Source organism: Mesorhizobium abyssinicae (assembly GCF_049887195.1).
GTDB classification, from domain to species: Bacteria; Pseudomonadota; Alphaproteobacteria; order Rhizobiales; family Rhizobiaceae; genus Mesorhizobium; species Mesorhizobium abyssinicae.
Genome location: NZ_JARAKC010000001.1, coordinates 361,698 through 381,139 on the forward strand (window position 1 = coordinate 361,698; position 19,442 = coordinate 381,139).

The 19,442-nt window shown below is 64.3% G+C and carries 21 protein-coding genes; 11 read left to right on the plus strand and 10 right to left on the minus strand.

Annotated elements, in window-relative coordinates:
- The first annotated feature begins 12 nt into the window (after window positions 1-12).
- Window positions 13-621 (plus strand): hypothetical protein, encoded by a 609-nt coding sequence (locus PU724_RS01630; RefSeq protein ID WP_127282828.1) that lies wholly within the window; start codon window positions 13-15, stop codon window positions 619-621.
- 154 nt (window positions 622-775) lie between these two features.
- Window positions 776-1,711, plus strand: a complete 936-nt coding sequence (locus tag PU724_RS01635) for a ribose-phosphate pyrophosphokinase (RefSeq protein ID WP_006202540.1) — start codon at window positions 776-778, stop codon at window positions 1,709-1,711.
- A 12-nt stretch (window positions 1,712-1,723) separates the two neighbouring features.
- Here the strand turns inward: PU724_RS01635 and PU724_RS01640 are convergent, their stop codons facing one another.
- Complete coding sequence (locus PU724_RS01640) at window positions 1,724-2,608, minus strand: AraC family transcriptional regulator (protein ID WP_354419335.1); 885 nt, start codon at window positions 2,606-2,608, stop codon at window positions 1,724-1,726.
- A 111-nt stretch (window positions 2,609-2,719) separates the two neighbouring features.
- On the opposite strand from PU724_RS01640, the gene PU724_RS01645 reads away from it, so the two are divergent.
- Window positions 2,720-3,964, plus strand: a complete 1,245-nt coding sequence (locus PU724_RS01645) for an MFS transporter (RefSeq protein WP_354419337.1) — start codon at window positions 2,720-2,722, stop codon at window positions 3,962-3,964.
- Window positions 3,965-4,177: 213 nt separating this feature from the next.
- Window positions 4,178-4,927, plus strand: a complete 750-nt coding sequence (locus PU724_RS01650; RefSeq protein WP_292168721.1) for an SDR family oxidoreductase — start codon at window positions 4,178-4,180, stop codon at window positions 4,925-4,927.
- A gap of 63 nt (window positions 4,928-4,990) precedes the next feature.
- Here PU724_RS01650 and PU724_RS01655 read toward each other — a convergent pair whose 3' ends face one another.
- Entirely contained in the window at window positions 4,991-5,833 is an 843-nt protein-coding gene (locus PU724_RS01655) for an alpha/beta fold hydrolase (RefSeq protein ID WP_292168722.1), read from the minus strand.
- A gap of 153 nt (window positions 5,834-5,986) precedes the next feature.
- Between PU724_RS01655 and PU724_RS01660 the strand changes: the two genes are divergently transcribed.
- Entirely contained in the window at window positions 5,987-6,445 is a 459-nt protein-coding gene (locus tag PU724_RS01660; RefSeq protein WP_126059384.1) for a MarR family winged helix-turn-helix transcriptional regulator, read from the plus strand.
- Here the strand turns inward: PU724_RS01660 and PU724_RS01665 are convergent.
- Window positions 6,409-7,080, minus strand: a complete 672-nt coding sequence (locus tag PU724_RS01665; protein WP_127282824.1) for a glutathione S-transferase family protein — start codon at window positions 7,078-7,080, stop codon at window positions 6,409-6,411. The two genes, PU724_RS01660 and PU724_RS01665, sit on opposite strands and share 37 nt — an antisense overlap.
- A 351-nt stretch (window positions 7,081-7,431) precedes the next feature.
- On the opposite strand from PU724_RS01665, the gene PU724_RS01670 reads away from it, so the two are divergent.
- From PU724_RS01670 to PU724_RS01690, 5 genes are all read left to right on the plus strand, one after another.
- Window positions 7,432-8,073: a 50S ribosomal protein L25/general stress protein Ctc gene (locus PU724_RS01670; protein ID WP_127282823.1), complete on the plus strand. Its 642-nt coding sequence runs from the start codon at window positions 7,432-7,434 to the stop codon at window positions 8,071-8,073.
- Window positions 8,074-8,094: 21 nt separating this feature from the next.
- The gene (gene pth / locus PU724_RS01675; RefSeq protein ID WP_354419340.1) at window positions 8,095-8,820 is read left to right on the plus strand and encodes an aminoacyl-tRNA hydrolase; all 726 of its coding nucleotides are present in this window, start codon (window positions 8,095-8,097) and stop codon (window positions 8,818-8,820) included.
- Window positions 8,821-8,915: 95 nt separating this feature from the next.
- On the plus strand, window positions 8,916-10,019 hold the full coding sequence (gene ychF / locus PU724_RS01680) for a redox-regulated ATPase YchF (RefSeq protein WP_354419342.1): 1,104 nt from the start codon (window positions 8,916-8,918) through the stop codon (window positions 10,017-10,019).
- 115 nt (window positions 10,020-10,134) lie between these two features.
- Window positions 10,135-10,596, plus strand: coding sequence for a MaoC family dehydratase (locus PU724_RS01685; RefSeq protein ID WP_354419344.1), 462 nt, complete (start codon window positions 10,135-10,137; stop codon window positions 10,594-10,596).
- Entirely contained in the window at window positions 10,593-11,063 is a 471-nt protein-coding gene (locus PU724_RS01690) for a MaoC family dehydratase (protein WP_354419346.1), read from the plus strand. Before PU724_RS01685 ends, PU724_RS01690 begins: the two co-directional genes overlap by 4 nt.
- A gap of 169 nt (window positions 11,064-11,232) precedes the next feature.
- Here the strand turns inward: PU724_RS01690 and PU724_RS01695 are convergent, their stop codons facing one another.
- From PU724_RS01695 to petA, 4 genes are all read right to left on the minus strand, one after another.
- On the minus strand, window positions 11,233-11,778 hold the full coding sequence (locus tag PU724_RS01695; RefSeq protein WP_354419348.1) for an adenine phosphoribosyltransferase: 546 nt from the start codon (window positions 11,776-11,778) through the stop codon (window positions 11,233-11,235).
- Window positions 11,779-11,873: 95 nt separating this feature from the next.
- On the minus strand, window positions 11,874-12,743 hold the full coding sequence (locus tag PU724_RS01700) for a cytochrome c1 (protein WP_127392135.1): 870 nt from the start codon (window positions 12,741-12,743) through the stop codon (window positions 11,874-11,876).
- A 20-nt stretch (window positions 12,744-12,763) separates the two neighbouring features.
- Window positions 12,764-14,065, minus strand: a complete 1,302-nt coding sequence (locus tag PU724_RS01705) for a cytochrome b (protein ID WP_127282816.1) — start codon at window positions 14,063-14,065, stop codon at window positions 12,764-12,766.
- Between the two features lie 16 nt (window positions 14,066-14,081).
- Window positions 14,082-14,642, minus strand: coding sequence for a ubiquinol-cytochrome c reductase iron-sulfur subunit (gene petA, locus PU724_RS01710; protein WP_127282815.1), 561 nt, complete (start codon window positions 14,640-14,642; stop codon window positions 14,082-14,084).
- A 312-nt stretch (window positions 14,643-14,954) separates the two neighbouring features.
- Here petA and PU724_RS01715 point away from each other — a divergent pair, with 312 nt between their 5' ends.
- Window positions 14,955-15,299 carry a cupin domain-containing protein gene (locus PU724_RS01715; protein ID WP_127282833.1) on the plus strand — a complete coding sequence of 115 codons (345 nt, stop codon included), beginning with the start codon at window positions 14,955-14,957 and terminating at the stop codon, window positions 15,297-15,299.
- Between the two features lie 41 nt (window positions 15,300-15,340).
- On the opposite strand, the gene PU724_RS01720 is transcribed toward PU724_RS01715, so the two are convergent.
- From PU724_RS01720 to PU724_RS01730, 3 genes are read right to left on the minus strand one after another with little or no spacing between them, the layout of a single operon-like run.
- A complete protein-coding gene (locus tag PU724_RS01720; protein WP_127282814.1) occupies window positions 15,341-15,655 on the minus strand; it encodes a DUF6665 family protein in 315 nt (104 codons plus the stop codon).
- An 8-nt stretch (window positions 15,656-15,663) separates the two neighbouring features.
- Window positions 15,664-17,547, minus strand: coding sequence for an ABC transporter ATP-binding protein (locus tag PU724_RS01725; RefSeq protein ID WP_354419350.1), 1,884 nt, complete (start codon window positions 17,545-17,547; stop codon window positions 15,664-15,666).
- Between the two features lie 10 nt (window positions 17,548-17,557).
- Complete coding sequence (locus PU724_RS01730; RefSeq protein ID WP_292101217.1) at window positions 17,558-19,438, minus strand: ABC transporter ATP-binding protein; 1,881 nt, start codon at window positions 19,436-19,438, stop codon at window positions 17,558-17,560.
- Window positions 19,439-19,442 lie beyond the last annotated feature (4 nt).

The following is a 19,442-nucleotide window of genomic DNA, read 5'->3' on the forward strand; positions in this document are numbered from 1 at the left end:
GTTTTCAGGCAGATGAGACGATCGCAGGTGACGACCGTGTCATTGCTTGCCGCGTTGGCGTTGGCCGCCTGCACCAATGCCAAGGACGTTCTGGAACCCTCGGCCATCACGCCGCCGGCGGCCTCGGCGCAGACCCTGCCTGCCACTCAGAGCAATACGGCAACCACGACCGTTCCGGCGCCGTCGACGACTGCCCCGGCTGTTTCGTCGCCGGCTCCTGCCTCACCGGGCCAGAGCACCGCCGCCCTCGCCAGGACAAGGCTGCAGGTGGCGCCGATCGTCGGCGCCTCGGTGGAATCCGCGGCACCGCTGACGGCCGAGCTTCAGACGCGCGCCAGGCAACGCGGCATCACGCTTGCCGGCAGCACCGACCAGACCGCCACGCATGTGCTGAAGGGCTATTTCTCGGCGATCTCGGAAGGCAGCGACACCACCGTGATCTACGTCTGGGACATTTACGATCCCTCGGGCAACCGGCTGCACCGCATCAACGGCCAGCAGAAGGCGCCTTCGGTCAAGGGCGGCGACGGCTGGACGGCGGTCGCGCCGGCGACCATGCAAGGCATCGCCGACCAGACGATCGACCAGTTCGCCGCCTGGCTCGGCGGACAGGCCGGCTGAGCTGTTGCCGGCTTTCATCGCCTGCGACGTTTTTGACCTTGGCCGACGGAATCCCGATCACGAGGCTTGCAATACCGGCGCGGGCCGCTAAAAGCCCGCATCAAAGGCTCATGAGAGTCTGTTAGGTCTCTCCATCCTTCACCAGGAACGGTGCATGAAGCTTTTCGCGGGCAATTCCAACAGGGTGCTGGCCGAGGCGGTCGCTCGCTATCTGAACATCCCGCTGGGGAAGGCCAGCGTCCGGCGCTTCGCCGATCAGGAGATCTTCGTCGAGATCCAGGAGAACGTGCGCGGCGAGGATGTCTTCATCCTGCAGTCCACCTCCTTTCCGACCAACGATCATCTGATGGAACTGCTCATCATGATCGACGCCTTCATGCGCTCCTCGGCGAAGCGCATCACGGCGGTCATCCCCTATTTCGGCTATGCCAGACAGGATCGGCGCGCTTCCGGCCGCACGCCGATCTCGGCCAAGCTGGTCGCCAACATGATCACGCGCGCCGGCGTCGACCGCGTGCTGACGCTCGATCTCCATGCCGGCCAGATCCAGGGCTTCTTCGATATCCCGACCGACAATCTGTTCTCGGTGCCGGTGATGGCCCGCGACGTGAAGGCGAAATACAAGCAACTCGCCAATGTCGTCGTCGTCTCTCCCGACATCGGCGGCGTGGTGCGGGCGCGGGCGCTGGCCAAGCGCTTCGATGCGCAGCTCGCCATCGTCGACAAGCGCCGCGAGCGTCCAGGCGAATCGGAAGTGATGAACATCATCGGCGCCGTCGCCGGCAAGGATTGCCTGCTGATCGACGACATCGTCGATTCCGGCGGCACGCTGTGCAACGCGGCCGACGCGTTGCTCGCCAACGGCGCCACCAGCGTCACCGCCTATATCACCCATGGCGTGCTCTCGGGCGGCGCGGTCGCCCGCATCAGCGGCTCGAAGCTGCAGGAACTGGTGATCACCGATTCCATCCAGCCGACCCAGGGCGTGCTCGACGCGCCCAACATCCGCGTCATCTCGATCGCCGACCTGATGGGCGAGGCGATCTCGCGCACCGCGACCGAGGAATCGGTGTCGAGCCTGTTCGACTAGACCCCTGTTCGACTAGACCATTGCGTTTTCCGGTCTGGCCGGGCCGCTCAGCCGCCGCACTCCCTCCCCGGCATCGCGCGCGCCGCGCATATAGCCGCGTGGCGAGGCGCCCAGCATGCGCTTGAACATGGTGATGAAGGCCGGCACGCTGTCATAGCCGAGGTCGAGCGCTACCCTGGTGATCGGCTCGCCGTCGGCAAGCCTGGGCAGCGCCGCGAACAGGCACGCCTGCTGGCGCCATGTCGACAGCGACAGCCCGGTCTGGCGATGGAAGGCGCGGGTGAAGGTACGGCGGCTCATGCCGGCGGCGTTGGCCCATTCGTCGATCGTCGCATGCGGCGAGGGTTCGGCGACGAAGCGCCGGCAAAGCGCCGCCAGTTTCGGATCCGACGGGAACGGCAGGCCGAGCGGCCGTTCCGGCAGGTTCGGGATCTCATGCAGCAACAGGCCCATGATCAGCCCGCCGCGCCCTTCCAGTTCACCCCCTTGCGGCAGCTTTTCCGATTCCACGATCAGGCTGTGCATCAGCTCGGTGATGCCGACGACGCGCAGTCCCTCCGGCAGGCCGGCAATCGCGTTCGGCATCACATAGACCGAACGCATCGAGACATCGCCCAGCATCTCGACGGAATGCTCGATCCCGGCGGGGATCCACATGGCGTGGTCGGGCGGCACCATCCAGCGCCCGTGTTTCGTCGTCACCAGCACGACGCCGACCAGCGCATGCAGGAGTTGGCTGCGGCTGTGGCGGTGCTGCGGCACATGATAGCCGTCGGGATATTCGGTCGGCAGCGCCACCGCTGGGCCGACAGCCTCCTCCAGCCACTGCCAGCGGCTCTGGTGCAGCCGGCCGAGTTCGGCGGCATCGCCCTTGAAGACTTCCCTGCCATGCGGCATTGGCAATGGCCCACTTGCGAAACTATTGGACCAAACCACGAAAGAAGTCGCTTTGCAACCATCCTATAAGGCTGCCTGCGGATCGTTGCCTAGAAGTCCACGGAGCATGCCTTGACCGACACCATAGCCACCGCCGTCGCCACTCCGGCGCCGGCCAGCCACACTTCGGCGCAAGCGACGGCCTTCACCGTCATTCTTGCGGTGAGCTTCTGCCACTGCGTCAACGACATCATGCAGTCGCTGCTGTCAGCTATCTATCCGCTTCTGAAAGACAATTACGGTCTCGATTTCTGGCAGATCGGGCTTTTGACCTTCACATTCCAGGTGACGGCGTCGCTGCTGCAGCCGCTGATCGGCGCTATCACCGACAAGCGGCCGATGCCCTATTCGCTGCCTTGGGGCATGGCCTCCTCGCTGATCGGGCTGGTCGTGCTCGCACATGCCGGCCACTACTGGCTGCTGCTGATCGGCGCCTCGCTGATCGGCATCGGCTCGGCGATCTTCCATCCGGAATCTTCGCGCATCGCCCGTTTCGCGTCGGGCGGCCGCTACGGTCTTGCCCAGTCGCTGTTCCAGGTCGGCGGCAATTTCGGCCAGGCGATGGGGCCGCTGCTCGCTGCCTTCATCGTCGTGCCCTTCGGCCAGACCAGCATCTCCTGGTTCGCCGTCGGTTCGCTGATCGGCATCATCGTCCTGTGGCAGGTCGGCGGCTGGTACAGCCGGCTGCGCGCCTCGCTCGCCAGCCGCAAGCAGGCCAGCTTCGTCTCGCCCTTCCCGCGCCGCAAGGTCATGTGGGCACTGGCGGTGCTGACGCTGCTGGTGCTGACCAAGAACGCCTACATCGCCTCGATCTCCAGCTACTACACCTTCTACGCCATCCATAAGTTCGGCGTTTCGGTGCAAATGAGCCAAGTCATGCTATTCCTGTTCCTCGGCGCCTCGGCGCTGGGCATCCTGCTCGGCGGCCCGTTCGGCGACCGCTATGGCCAGAAGGCGATGATCTGGTTCTCGATCGTCGGCGTGCTGCCGTTCACACTGGCGCTGCCCTACGCCAACCTCGAATGGACGATGGTGCTGACGGTGCTGATCGGGCTCATCCTGTCGTCAGCCTTCTCCAACATCGTCGTCTTCGCGCAGGAACTGGTGCCTGGTCGCGTGGGCATGATTGCCGGCATCTTCTTCGGCTTCGCCTTCGGCATGGGCGGCATCGCCGCCGCCGTGCTCGGCGTCCTGGCCGACATGAAGGGCATCGACTTCGTCTACCAGGTCTGCTCGTATTTGCCGCTGCTCGGCCTGCTGACGGTGTTCTTGCCGAACATGAAGGAAGCGCGGAAGGCGGAAGCGGCGACCCGTTAAGGAACCGCTGATCTTCGGGACTCGACGTGAACTCGTGGCAGTTGCCACGCGCTCATGGATTCTCTCTCCACACGCCAGGCGAAAGCCTGTTAGTGTTTGAAACGTGTGCGCGACATCACGAGACGTAGCGCGAACGCCTTCAACTTGAACTAAGGTGCCGGGCTCAGCGCCCGATCGGTGCGCTGCGCTACGAGCGAGATGAGGCAATCTGTAGTGTCCAGACTTAAAGACAAGGTCGCGCTGATTACCGGCGGCACCAGCGGCATCGGTCTGGCGACGGCGCGGCGCTTCATTGAGGAAGGCGCTCGTGTCGCCATCACTGGCACCAACACGGGCCGTCTCGAGGAGGCCCGCAAGATTCTTGGCGGCGATACGTTTGTCATCGCCGCCGACGCCGGCGATGTTACGACGCAGAACGATATCGCGCGACAGATCGGAGAAACCTTCGGCAGGCTCGACGCCGTCTTCCTCAACGCCGGCATCGCCGACCTGCGCCCGCTCGATGACTGGACCGAGGCGGCGTTCGACAGGAGCATCGATATCGACCTCAAAGGCCCGTATTTCCTGATCAAGGCGCTGGTACCGCTGCTTTCGAACCCGTCCTCGATCATCCTCAGCGGCTCAGTCAACGCGCATATGGGAATGGCCGGGACGCACGTCTATTCGCTCGCCAAGGCCGGCATGATCTCGCTCGCCAGAACGCTCTCCGGCGAACTGATAGGGCGCGGCATCCGCGCCAATGTGATCAGCCCGGGTCCGATCGACACGCCGCTCAACGACAAACTCGGGCTGGATGCCGAAGCGGCGAAGGCGCGCGCCAAGGCGGTGGTCGGCCTGGTGCCTGCCGGTCGTTTCGGGACCGCCGAGGAAATTGCCAACGCTGTGGTTTTTCTCGCTTCGGACGAATGCCCGTTCATCGTCGGTGCGGAAATTCTGATCGACGGCGGCTTGAGCATCGCCTGATATCGACACGGCCTGACGCAAGAACACCCGCCAGGTGGCGGGTGTCTTGTGTCCCGAAAGGCCTTACGCCTTGAAGAAGGCCAGAAGGTCGGCGTTGATGATGTCGGCATGGGTCGTGGCCATGCCATGCGGAAGGCCCTTGTAGACCTTGAGCTCGCCCTTCTTGAGCAGCTTTATGGCCAGCAGCGCGGAGTCCGCGATCGGCACGATCTGGTCGTCGTCGCCATGCATCACCAGCACCGGCACGTCGATTGCCCTAAGGTCCTCGGTGAAGTCGGTTTCCGAGAATGCCTTGATGCAGTCGTAGTGCGCCTTGGTGCCGCCCATCATGCCCTGGCGCCACCAATTGTCGATGACGCCTTGCGAGACTTCGGCGCCGGGACGGTTGAAGCCGTAGAACGGGCCGGCCGGAACATCGCGGAAGAACTGGGCGCGGTTGGCGGCCTGGGCGGAGCGGAAGCCGTCGAACACCTCGATCGGCAGGCCGCCGGGATTGGCCGCGGTCTTGAGCATGATCGGCGGCACGGCGCCGATCAGCACCGCCTTGGCGACGCGACCGCCAGCGTCGTACTTGGCAACGTAGCGCGCCACCTCGCCGCCGCCGGTGGAATGACCGACATGGATGGCGTTCTTGAGGTCGAGATGCGCAGCGAGTTCGGCGACATCGGCGGCGTAGGTGTCCATCTCGTTGCCGGTATCCGTCTGGGTGGAACGGCCATGGCCGCGCCGGTCATGAGCGATGACGCGATAGCCTTTCGAAAGGAAGAACAGCATCTGGGCGTCCCAGTCGTCGCTGCTCAATGGCCAGCCGTGATGGAAGACGATAGGCTGGCCGGCTCCCCAGTCCTTGTAGAAAATCTCGGTTCCGTCCTTGGTGGTGATCGTGCTGCTGCCGGGCTTGGTCATCTCAATCTCCATTGATTATTTTCGCGATAATCAATATCGCGACAACGATATCGTTAGCGCAGATCGAAACCCCTGTCCACAAGAAATATGTATCGCGATATCATTTTCCGTGGTAAACATTGCGAAATGCTCAGTCGGCAAAGGGAATTCGCCGTGCCTCTCCCGTTGGACAATCAGCTCTGTTTCGCCCTCTACGCCACGAGCATGGCGATCAACCGCACCTACAAGCCCATGCTCGACGAGATGGGGATCACCTACCCGCAATATCTCGTGCTCAACGCCCTGGGAGAGGCGGATGGCATGTCGGTCGGCGCGATCGCGCGCAGGCTGGCGCTGGAATCGAGCACCGTGACGCCTCTGGTCAAGCGCATGGAGCAGGCCGGTCTTGTGAGCCGCCAGCGCAGCCATGCCGACGAGCGCCAGGTGCAGGTCGATCTCACCGTGGCCGGTCGGGCGCTGCTCACTCAATGCAACTGTCTGGGTGAAACGCTCATCGAGCGCTCCGGGATGACATTGGCCGAGATCGATTCCCTCACCCAAAAGGTCTGGGCCTTGCGCGAGGCGCTCGCTGCCGATCAGACCGCTGTTCCGGGCCGACCGTTGGAAATGTAACTCTTCACGCGCGGCAATGGCGGCGCCTCGAGACCCGCGAAAGGGTCGCGCCATGCATCGATCGCCTCGAGTTGGTCATACCAGCGGCGTATCGACGGATAGTCGTCGAGCGGTAGCCCGGCAGCATCGTTGAAGGGCAGAAACGTCGCCATGCGAAAGTCGGCGTAGGAGACGGAATTTCCGACCAGCCACTCCCTTTGCGCGAGCACCGGGGCGAGGATGGCGGCAGCCGCGTGGAAAACCCTGAACCCTTCCTCGACCAGGGCCTGGTCGATAGGACCCAGCCCCCAACGCTGCTTGGTGCCGCGCTCGAAATGCACCATGTCGCAGCCTCTGGCGAAATTCTCCTTGCCCCAGCTTATCCAGCGGATCATGTCCGGCTCATCGTCCCCGCCGCGCCAAAAATTCGAGCCCACCTCGCGGGAGAGCCGGCAGGCGATGGCGTCGGCCTCCCACAGGCTCCATCCGGAGCCGACCAGTATCGGCAAGGTAAGATTTGGGTTGAGCACGCGATAGCGCTCGGCCTGCCCCGATGCCATGGGTGAGGCGAATTCGAACGTAACGTCCGCTTTGAGATGGCGCGCCGTCGCGACTCCGAGGCGAGGATTGGGATTGCGGCTGAACAGGAGTTTCATATCGAATGCTCGCGGATTGGTTGAGACAACTGCCGCAGGACGATTGAAGCCTGCCCGATCCTACATCCGGATGGACGGGATTCTTGACTGTATGCTTTCGACATTGGAAATGTCGCGAAAGCCTTCCAGACCAACCGCTTGCGCCTGCGCCCGCCTTCCGCTATAGAGCCGCCACCCGCGTAGACACCCTTGGAGGCAACGCGGCGGAAGGCTGCCTTCCCTTGTGATCCCGAACAAAGGTCCGCTTCTGCCGGCCACCGGCGTTCGGACATCCAGGCCTGGCGGCTTTCGACGTTTCGGCTGGGCATATTGCCTGCCGCAAACGCTCCATAACACGCGAAAGGAAATGCCATGAGCCACGATACTTACGAGCTCAAGGCCGAGGCGCGCGAACAGGTCGGTAAGGGGTCCGCCCGTGCAGTTCGCCGTAACGGTAAAGTGCCTGCAGTGATTTACGGCGACAAGCAGCCTCCCCTGGCGATCGCCCTCAACTACAAGGACGTCTACTACAAGATCCACGGCGGCGGGTTCCTGACCACGGTCGCCACGATCGATGTCGGCGGCAGCAAGATCCAGGTTCTGCCCAAGGACTTCCAGCTCGACCCGGTCAAGGATTTCCCTGTCCATGTCGACTTCCTGCGCATCGGCAAGGACACCGAGGTCAATGTCGACGTGCCTGTCCACTTCATCAATGAGGACAAGTCGCCCGGCATCAAGCGCGGCGGCGTGCTCAACATCGTGCGTCACGAGGTCGAGTTCCACTGCCCGGCCAACGCGATCCCGGAGTTCATCACCGTCGATCTCGCCGGCACGGATATCGGCGACTCGATCCACATCTCGGCGGTTACGCTCCCGGCCGGCGTCAAGCCGGTCATCGCCGACCGCGACTTCACCATCGCCACCATTGCCGGCTCGTCGGCGATGAAGCCCGAGGTCGAAGAGACGGTCGAGGCGGCAGCGCCCGAAGCGGCTCCGGCCGCCGAAGAGAAGTAATTTTCCCGCCCGGAGACGACGATGCTTGTGTTCGCAGGCCTCGGCAATCCGGGCGCGAAATATGCCAACAACCGGCACAATGTCGGTTTCATGGCGGTGGACGCAATCGCCCGCCGCCATTCTTTTTCGCCTTGGTCGAAGAAATTCCAGGGCCTGATCGCCGAAGGCACGCTCGCCGGCGAAAAGATCCTCCTGGTCAAGCCGCAGACCTTCATGAACCTGTCCGGCCAGGCGGTCGGCGAGGCGCTGCGCTTCTACAAGCTCGAGCCTGCCGCGCTCACCGTCTTCTATGACGAGATCGACCTTGCCGCCGGCAAGGTTCGGGTCAAGGTCGGTGGCGGCTCCGGCGGCCATAACGGCATTCGCTCGCTCGATGACCATGTCGGCAAGGCCTACCGCCGCGTGCGCATCGGCGTGGGCCATCCGGGCGTCAAGGAAATGGTGCACGGCCACGTGCTCGGCGATTTCGCCAAGGCGGACCGCGAATGGCTCGAGGTCCTGCTCGACACCATCGCCGACGACGCCGGCCTTCTGGCCAAGGGCGACGACAATTCCTTCATGAACCGGGTGACGCTCGCCCTGCGTGAAAAACTGACGCCAACCGGCGACGACGACCGCCCGCCGCCCAAGGCGCCAAACGCGCAGAGCCACATTCGCCAGGCACGGCCGCAGCAGGCGCCGGCAAAGCTGCCCGAAACCGGCCCGATGGCCGCCATGCTGAAGAAGCTGTTCGGCGGCAAGGGCTGAACGTCGCCGGGGATGGCGGCCGAGGGCTTGACGTTCGTCACCCCTTTCGCCCATAGCCCTGATCAAATTTCGATTTCCCGATAGGACCGGACAAAATGGGTTTCAAATGCGGCATCGTCGGCTTGCCTAATGTCGGCAAGTCGACGCTCTTCAACGCGCTGACCAGGACGGCGGCGGCGCAGGCCGCCAACTATCCGTTCTGCACCATCGAGCCCAACACCGGCGAGGTCGCGGTGCCGGACTCCCGCCTGCAGAGGATCGCCTCGATCGCCAAGTCGAAGGAGATCATCCCGACGCGCATCTCCTTCGTCGACATCGCCGGCCTGGTGCGCGGCGCCTCCAAAGGCGAAGGGCTGGGCAACCAGTTCCTCGCCAACATCCGCGAGGTCGACGCCATCGTCCATGTGCTGCGCTGCTTCGAGGACGACGACATCACCCATGTCGAGGGACGCATCGACCCCGTCGCCGATGCCGAGACGGTCGAGACCGAGCTGATGCTCGCCGACCTCGAAAGCCTCGAGCGCCGCATCGTCCAGTTCCGCAAGCGCGCCGCCGGCAAGGACAAGGAAGCGATGAGCGTGCTGCCGATGATGGAGGCGGCGCTCGAACTGCTGCAGGCCGGCAAGCCGACCCGCATCCTGTTGAAAGGCATAGCGGCGGAGGATCTGCGCATCCTTCAGGGGCTGAACCTGCTCACCTCACACCCGGTTCTCTACGTCTGCAACGTTGCGGAGGCCGATGCCGCGACCGGCAACGAGCACTCCAGGGCCGTGGAAAAGATGGCCGCCGCGCAGGGCGCCGGCACTGTCGTCATCTCGGCGGCGATCGAAGCCGAGGTTGCCCAGCTTTCCGACGAGGAGGAGATGGAGTTCCTTGCCTCTCTCGGGCTCGACGAGCCGGGTCTCAACAAGGTGATCCGCGCCGGCTACGACCTTTTGCATCTCATCACCTATTTCACCGCCGGGCCGAAGGAGACGCGCGCCTGGACCATTCACAAGGGCGACAAGGCCCCGCAGGCCGCCGGCGTCATCCACACCGATTTCGAGCGCGGCTTCATCCGCGCCCAGACTATCGCCTACAACGACTTCGTCACCCTCGGCGGCGAAGTTGCGGCCAAGGAGGCCGGCAAGGCCCGCGATGAAGGCAAGGAATATGTCGTCCAGGACGGCGACGTCATGCTGTTCAAGTTCAACACCTGACGGTCCGGGCTACACGCGGCTGGCTCACCAGAAATGACTTGACCAAACGCCTGTTGGCCGGCATCCGGGGTGCCGATCCTAATGGGATCGCGCGTTCGTCAACCGGATCCGGACCATGACCGCAACGACCTGGGCCTATGAGAATTTCGTCGAGGGCGCCTCGCTCGACCTCGGTGTGAAGCACGTAAACGCCCACGAGATCATCGAGTTCGCCAGCGAGTTCGACGCCCAGCCGATGCACCTCGACGAGGCGGCCGGCAAGGCCAGCATCCTCGGCGGCCTGTCGGCTTCGGGCTGGCACACATGCGCGATGTTCATGCGCATGCTGTGCGATGCCTTCCTGCTCGACTCGACTTCGCAGGGATCGCCCGGCATCGAACACGTCAAATGGAAGAAGCCGGTGCTCGCCGGCGATACGCTCAGCGGGACGGTGACCGTGCTTGCCAAGCGCCAGTCCAAATCGCGGCCTCAGCTCGGCCTCGTCACCATGCGCAGCGAACTGTTCAACCAGCGCGGCGAGAGCGTCTTCGAGCTCGAGAACACCGGCATGTTCCTGACCCGGGAGGCCGCGGCGTGACCCTCGACGAGTTCTTCCTGATCGGCCACACCGTCACGCTGGGCGCGCACACATTCGAGCCGGACGAGATCAAGGCCTTCGCCCGCAAATACGACCCGCAGGTCTTCCATGTCGACGAGGAGGCTGCGAAGAAGAGCGTGCTCGGTGGCTTGTGCGCCTCCGGCTGGCACACCGCCGCCACCTGGATGAAGTACAATCTCGAAAAGCGCATGGAGACCGAGGGGGTGCGCTGGACGGGCCCCGGCCCGCAGCCCGAATTCGGCCCCTCGCCCGGTTTCCGCAACCTGAAATGGCTGAAGCCGGTCTATGCCGGCGAGACCGTGACCTTCACGCGCACCGCGCTCGCCCACCGCCCGCTTGCCGCGCGCCCCGGCTGGAACCTGCTGACGCTGCGCTGCGAAGCCTTCGATTCGACCGGCGACAAGGTCATCGAGTTCGACAGCGCGGTGCTGGTGAAGGTGGAGTAGCCTCTTCCTTCTCCCCGTTCACGGGGAGAAGGTGCCCGAAGGGCGGATGAGGGGCGGCACCGGCGCAAGTGTCTGAAACTCGACCGCCGCGCTTACCCCTCACCCTGGCTCCGCTCGCGTTGCTCGCTGCGCGTCCCTCTCCCCGTAAACGGGGCGAGGGATAAGGCGCTCAATGCCCCTCGAAGCCGATCAGCGTCCGCACCGGCACGCCGAGTGCTTCGAGCTTCTGGCGGCCGCCGAGGTCAGGCAGGTCGACGACGAAGCAGGCGGCGACGATGTCGGCGCCGATCTGCCTGAGCAGCTTCACCGCAGCCTCCGCCGTGCCGCCGGTGGCGATCAGGTCGTCGACCAGGATCACTTTCTCACCGGGCGAAACGCCGTCCTTGTGCATCTCCATCTCGTCCAGCCCGTATTCCAGGCTGTAGGCGACGCGCACCGTCTCATAGGGCAGCTTGCCCTTCTTGCGGATCGGCACGAAGCCGGCCGAGAGTTGGTGCGCGACGGCGCCGCCGAGGATGAAGCCGCGCGCCTCGATGCCGGCGATCTTGTCGACCTTCAGCCCGACATAGGGATGTACCAGCTCGTCGATGGCGCGGCGGAAAGCACGCGCATTGCCGAGCAGGGTGGTGATATCGCGGAACAAGATGCCCGGCTTCGGATAGTCCGGAATGGTGCGGATGGCCGCGAGCAGCGTTTCTTCGAGAGAGGATTTCATGGGCGGTTGATCCGTTGCCGTACAGTTTTGCCGGCTAGCGGCCCAAAAGAAAAGGGCGCCCATCGGCGCCCTCGCATTTTTCCGGTCGCAGCCGCTCAGTGGGCGACGTCGGCCCACACCTTGCGCTTGGTGAGATAGACCAGCGCGCCGAACAGGAGCAGGAACACCAGCACGCGGAAGCCGGTCTTCTTGCGGTCCTCCAGATGCGGCTCGGCGGCCCACATCAGGAAGGCCGAGACGTCGCGGGAATACTGGTCCACTGTCTGCGGCGAACCGTCGTCATAGGTCACCTGGCCGTCGGAGAGCGGCTTCGGCATCTTCAGCGACACGCCGGACAGGAAGTACGGGTTGTAGTGCGTGCCCTCGGGGATCACCATGCCGGCCGGCGGCGTCTGGTCGTAGCCGGTCAGCAGCGAGTGGATGTAGTCGGGGCCGCCCTGGGCGTACTGGGTGAAGATGTCGAAGACGAAGCGCGGGAAGCCGCGCTCGACGCCGCGCGCCTTGGCGAGCAGCGACATGTCGGGCGGAGCGGCGCCGCCATTGGCCGATGCAGCGGCCTGCTCGTTCGCGAACGGCGCCGGGAAGTGATCGGACGGCTTGCCCGGGCGGTCGAACATGTCGCCGGCATCGTTCGGGCCGTCGTGGATCGTGTATTCGGCGGCTAGCGCCTTCACCTGCCCGTCCGAATAGCCGAGCCCTTCCAGCGTGCGGAAGGCAACCAGGTTCATCGAATGGCAGGCCGAGCAGACTTCCTTGTAGACCTTCAGGCCGCGCTGCAGCTGGGCCTTGTCGTAGGTGCCGAACGGGCCGGCGAAGCTCCAGCTCATTTCCTTCGGCTCGTCGATCGGGAAATGCGTCGGTGCCGCCGCGTTATGTGCCTCTTCGGCGATGGCGCCTGCACCTGTCATCCAGGTGCCCGCGGCCACCAGGCCAAGCAGAGCCAGCGAGGTGAGAATCTTTTTCATACCCAAATCCCCTTAGATTCTCAGCCCTTGGTTTCCGGCGCGGCGTTCGCGCCGGCCGGATGTCCGCCGCCGCCCTTGTTCTTTTCCAGCACCGCCTCGGTGATCGAATTCGGCAGCCTGCGCGGCGTCTCGATCAGCCCGAGCACCGGCAGCGCGACCAGGAAGAAGGCGAAGTAGAACAGTGTCGCCATCTGCGCCATGAACACATAGCTGCCTTCGGCCGGCTGCGAGCCCAGCCATCCGAGCAGGATGGCGTCGGCCACGAACAGCCAGAAGAACAGCTTGTACCAGGGCCGGTAGACCGCCGAGCGCACCTTGGACGTGTCGAGCCACGGCACCAGGAACAGCATCGCGATGGCGCCGAACATGCACAGCACGCCGCCGAGCTTGGAGTTGATCGGCCCGATGTTGAAGGTGATGGCGCGCAGGATCGCGTAGAACGGCAGGAAGTACCATTCCGGCACGATATGGGCCGGCGTCTTCAGCGGGTTGGCGACCGTGTAGTTGTCCGGGTGGCCGAGGAAGTTCGGCAGGTAGAAGACGAAATAGGCGAAGACGAACAGGAACACGATCATGCCGAACGCGTCCTTGATGGTGGCGTAAGGCGTGAAGGCGACGGTATCGGTCTTCGACTTGACCTCGATGCCAGTCGGATTGCTCTGCCCGACGACATGCAGCGCCCAGATATGCAGCACGACGACGCCGGCGATCATGAACGGCAACAGGTAATGCAGCGCGAAGAAGCGGTTCAGCGTCGGGTTGTCGACGGCAAAGCCTCCGAGCAGCAGTTCCTGGATCCAGTTGCCGACCAGCGGAATGGCGCTGAAGAAGCCGGTGATGACGGTGGCGCCCCAGAAGCTCATCTGTCCCCAGGGCAGCACATAGCCCATGAAGCCGGTCGCCATCATCAGCAGGTAGATGATGCAGCCGAGGATCCACAGCAGCTCGCGCGGCGCCTTGTAGGAGCCGTAATAGAGGCCGCGGAAGATGTGGATGTAGACGGCGACGAAGAAGAACGAGGCGCCGTTGGAATGCAGATAGCGCAGCAGCCAGCCCGAATTCACGTCGCGCATGATCTTCTCGACCGAATCGAAGGCGAGCGTGGTGTCCGACGTGTAGTGCATGGCCAGCACGATGCCGGTCAGGATCTGCGACGCCAGCATGATCGACAGGATGCCGCCGAACGTCCACATGTAGTTGAGGTTGCGCGGCACCGGATAGGCGACGAAGCTGTCATAGACCAGCCTGGGCAGCGGCATGCGGGCGTCGAACCAGCGTCCGAGACCGGTCTTGGGCGTATAGGTCGAGTGTCCCTCGCTCATCGAAATATCCCCTGCCTCAACCGATAAGGATCTTGGTATCGGAAATGAACTTGAATACCGGCACCGCCATGTTCTCGGGCGCCGGACCTTTGCGGATGCGGCCGGCGGTGTCGTACACCGAGCCGTGACACGGGCAGAACCAGCCGCCGAAATCGCCTTCCTGGCCGAGCGGGATGCAGCCGAGATGGGTGCAGACCTGGACCATGACCATCCAGGCTTCCTTGCCCGGCGTCGTGCGGTTGGCGTCGGTCGCCGGAGCGTCGGCCGGCAAATTGGCGTTGCGGGCGATCGGGTCCTTCAGGTCGGCGAGATTGACGGCCTCGCCGTCCTTCATCTCCTTCTCGGTGCGATTGCGCACCACGACCGGCTTGCCGCGCCACTTCACGATCAGCGACGTTCCCGGCGTCAGCGACGAGACGTCCACTTCGACCGAGGCCAGCGCCAGCGTCGAGGCGTCGGGGCGCATCTGGTCGATGAACGGCCATGCGACGGCCCCCGCGCCGACCACGGCGGCCGTGCCGGTGGCGACATAGAGGAAATCACGACGGTTGGGATCGTGGGTATCGGTTGCGCTCACGGGTGCCTGATCCTTTCGCCTCTTCCGTGCCGGCGGCCGAGCCTTGTCCCCGCTCAATCGCGCCGGCCCGACAGCGCATGGCGAACAGGCTAGCGAATTCCTCCGGCATTTGGAGTTCGGTTTATGCGTGAAGCCCGTTTTTGTCCAGTCGGGTGAAGGCACAAGGTCAGATTGTCGCGGGGGTAAAATCCGATGCCGGACGGCGCTGCGCCGAAGGGTCGCCAAACAGCCCGAAACGACCGCAAAAACAACGGCGATCATTGCCACGCCTTTGCCTCGACAGTAGGCGCCGGCTCGGTCTATTCTGCCCTCATGGCGCACGTCATCGACCGCGACAAATGGGCCAGGATGCCCGACCGTTGGCAAGGCGAGCTCGAATGCGGCGCCTGGGGCTCCAACTCCTGCCTGATCTTCAATTATCTGCCCGGAACCGGCGGCGGTCCGCGCCTGCACCGGCATCCCTACGCGGAGATCTTCATCGTCCGCCAGGGCAGCGGCCTGTTCACGGTCGGCGACCGGGAGATCGAGGCATTCGCCGGCCAGATCGTGATCGTGCCGCCCAACACGGCGCACAAATTCACCAATCTCGGCCCCGGCCCGCTGGAGACCATCGATATTCACGAGAACGGCAGCTTCGTCACCGAGTGGCTGGAGTAGATCCCGAGCCTCCGGTTCGGCAAGAAACCCGAAGGCAGCGCCTATTTCGCGCCGAGCCTGACCAGGACCGCCCTCGGTATGTTGTATTCGCGGATCACCGCATCGTGCTTACGCAACCCGCAGAGCTCGCGCTGGATGAAATAGGCATGCACGGCCTCGGCGGCGTCCTTGAGCAGTCGCGGCCGCCGCTCCTCGTCGTCGCCGTTCTCGCGCAGTCTGGCCAGCGTCGCCTCGACGCGCTGGCCGGCGCGGCCGAGAGCCGCCGCCTTTTCGGCGAGGATCTCGTGGCCGAGCAGGTCGAGTGCGCTCTCCTGCGCTCCCGCGGGTCCGAAATTCGAAGGCATGCGAACCGACATTGCTCTTCCTACTCCGCCGGCCGCGTCTCTTCCAGCACGCTTTCCTCGTTGAACAGGAAGCCGCCCGACTGCCGCTTCCACAGCCGCGCGTAAAGCCCGTCCAGCGCCACCAGCTCGTCATGCGTGCCCTGTTCGATGATCCGCCCGCCGTCGAGCACCACCAGCCGGTCGAGCGCCGCGATCGTCGACAGCCGGTGCGCGATGGCAATCACGGTCTTGTTCTCCATCAGCCGCGTCAGATTCTCCTGGATCGCCGCCTCGATGTCGGAATCGAGCGCCGAGGTCGCCTCGTCCAGGATCAGGATCGGCGCATCCTTGAGGAAGACACGAGCGATTGCCACACGCTGGCGCTGGCCGCCGGACAGCTTCACGCCGCGTTCGCCGACATAGGCGTCGTAGCCGGTGCGCTCGCGATTGTCGCGCAGGCCTATGATGAACTCATGCGCCTCGGCTTTCCGCGCCGCCGCGATCACTTGCGTCTCGGTCGCGCCCGGCATGCCGAGCTTGATGTTGTCGCGCAGCGAGCGGTGGAACAAGGCCGTGTCCTGACTGACCACGCCGATATTGGCGCGCAGCGAATTCTGCGTCACCTGCGCGACATCCTGGCCGTCGATCAGGATCTTGCCGCCCTCGAGGTCGTAAAGGCGCAGGATCAGGTTGGCCAGGGTCGTCTTGCCGGCGCCCGAGGGGCCGACCAGCCCGACCTTCTCGCCGGGCCTGACGACGAGGTCGATGCCGTCGAGCACGCCCGCCCCCTTGCCGTAGTGGAAAGTCACGTTCTTCACATCGATGCGGCCGCCGGCCACGATCAATTCCTTGGCGTCCGGCGCGTCGGTGAGGCCGAGCGGCTGCGAGATCAACGCCTTGGAGTTCTCCAGCACGCCGAGGTTCCTCAGGATGCCGTTGAGCTGCATCATCACCCGGCCGAGCAGCATGTTGAGCCGCAGGACGAGCGAAAGCGTGAAGGCAACGGCGCCGACGGTGATCGAACCTTCGAGCCATAGATAGATGGCAAAGCTGGCGATGGCGGTGATCATGACGCCCGACAGCGTCGTCAGCGCCATGCGCACGCCGGTCAGCCGGCGGGTGAACGGGCGCAGGGCGTCCAGATAGATGTCGAAACCGCTCCGGATGTAGCGATCGTCGCCATCGGCCGAAAACAGCTTCAGCGTCTGCACGTTGGAGTAGGAATCGACGATTCGGCCATTGATCATCGAGCCGGCCTCGGCGGTCGCCTCGGCGTGCCTGCGGATCGCCGGCAGATAGCGCTTGGCCAGAAAGCCGAAGGCGGCGATCCAGAGCACCACAAGCACCGCCAGCCTGAGATCAAGGCCGGCGACCAGCGCGAGCGTCGTCACCGTATAGACGATCATGAACCAGATGACCTCGATGAAGCTCTCCATCAGGTCGCCGGTGGCCTGCCCCGCCTGCCAGACCTTGGTGGCGATGCGGCCGGCGAAGTCGTTCTGGAAGAAGGCGTAGGACTGGCGCGAAACATGGCGATGCGCCTGCCAGCGCACCAGATTGTAGAAGCCGGGCGTGATCGTCTGCTCGTCGACCAGTGCCGAGAGCCCGACGACCAGCGTGCGGATGATCAGCACCACCGCGCCCATGAACAGGAGCTCGGGACCGGCGGCGGTCCACAGCGCATGCCAGCTGCGCTCGCCGGGCAGCTGGTCGAGGATGTCGACCAGCCGCCCGACGAAATAGAACAGCCCAGCCTCGACCAGCGGCGCAATGCCGCCAATGATCAGCATTGTGAAGAAGGCGAGCTTCGCCTGTCCGACATAGTGCCAGAGGAAGCCGCCGACACCGGTCGGTGGCCGAAGGTTCGCCGGCTCGCGGAACGGATAGACCCAGCGCTCGAACCAGCGATAGACGGCTGTCATCATGCGGTGGCCATCATTCTGCAGCTTGACCCTTGGCCCCGATGTCGTTGGCGGCCTCGGCCGGCGCCTCGTCGAGCAGGAAGCCGCCCGACTGGCGCTGCCAGAGCTGCGCATAGAGTCCACCCTTGGCAACGAGGTCGTCGTGCGAACCTTCCTCGATGACGCGGCCCTTATCCATGACGACGAGCCTGTCCATCGCGGCGATGGTCGACAGCCGATGCGCGATGGCGATGACGGTCTTGCCCTGCATCAGCCTGTAGAGGTTCTCCTGGATCGCCGCCTCGGCCTCGGAATCGAGCGCCGACGTCGCCTCGTCGAGGATGAGGATCGGCGCGTCCTTCAGCATGACGCGGGCAATGGCGATGCGCTGCCGCTGTCCGCCCGACAGTTTGACGCCGCGGTCGCCGACATGGGCATCGAACCCGGTGCGGCCGTTGGCGTCGATCAGCCCGCCTATGAAATCCAGCGCCTCTGCCCGCCCCGCCGCCTCGAGCAGCATCTCATCGGTGGCATCCGGCCGGCCATAGAGGATGTTCTCGCGCACCGAGCGGTGCAGCAGCGAGGTGTCCTGCGTCACCATGCCGATCTGCGCACGCAGCGAGTCCTGCCTCACCGACGCGATCTCCTGGCCGTCGATCAGGATCTGGCCGGCTTCGAGGTCGTAGAAGCGCAGCAGCAGATTGACCAGCGTCGACTTGCCGGCGCCCGAGCGGCCGACGATGCCGACCTTCTCGCCCGGCTTCACCGTCAGCGACAGGTTCTCGATGACGCCCTTCTGCTTGCCGTAGTGGAAGCGGATGTCGTCGAAGCGGATTTCGCCGCGTGTGACGGCGATGTCCTTCGCGCCCGGCCGGTCCTCGACCAGGCGCGGCAGCGAGATCGACTGGATCCCGTCCTGCACCGTGCCGATGTTCTCGAACAGGCCGGACATCTCCCACATGATCCACTGCGACATGCCCCACATCCTGAGCACGAGGCCGATGACCACGGCGACGGCGCCGATCGTCACCGCCTGGCCGAGCCACAGCCACAGCGACAGCGCGGTGACGGAAAACAGCAGCAGCGCGTTGAGGATATAGAGCAGGCCGTAGAGCACCGTCACCAGCCGCATCGAGCGGTAGACCGTCTCGAGGAAGCCTGACATGCCCTCCTTCGCGAAGCTGGCCTCGCGGCGCGCATGGGAAAACAGCTTGACCGTCTGGATGTTGCTGTAGCTGTCGACGACGCGGCCGGTCATGGTCGAGCGCGCATTGGCCTGCTCCTCGCCGACCTTGCCGAGCCGCGGGATGAAGTAGCGTAGCAGCCCGATATAGCCGACCAGCCAGATCGCGAGCGGCGTCGCCAGCCGCCAGTCAGCCGAACCGACGATGAACAGCATGCCGAGGAAGTAGACGATGACGTAGTTGAGCACGTCGATGAGCTTGATGACGCATTCGCGCACTGCGAGCGCCGTCTGCATCAGCTTGGTGGCGATGCGGCCGGCGAACTCGTCCTGATAGAAGGCCATCGACTGCTTCAAGAGGTAGCGATGCACCTGCCAGCGGATGCGCATGGGATAGTTGCCCATCAGCGTCTGCTGGTTGAGAAGCGAGTGGAACCACACGGTGCCCGGCAGCGCGAACAGCACGACGAAAGCCATGCCTGCGAGCTTCCAGCTCTCGGTCTGCAGGAAAGTCTCGCGATTCTGCCCCGAGAGCCAGTCGACGATGCGGCCCATAAAGCCGAACATCCACACTTCGGCGACGGCAATCGCCGTCACCAGGAGCGCGTCGAGGATGATGTAGGGCCAGGCGCCGCGCGTGTAATGCACGCAGAAGGCGACCAGCGTCTTCGGTGGTTCGACCGGCTCCGCGGCCGGGAACGGATCGAGCTTGTTTTCAAACCAGCGGAACATTGCA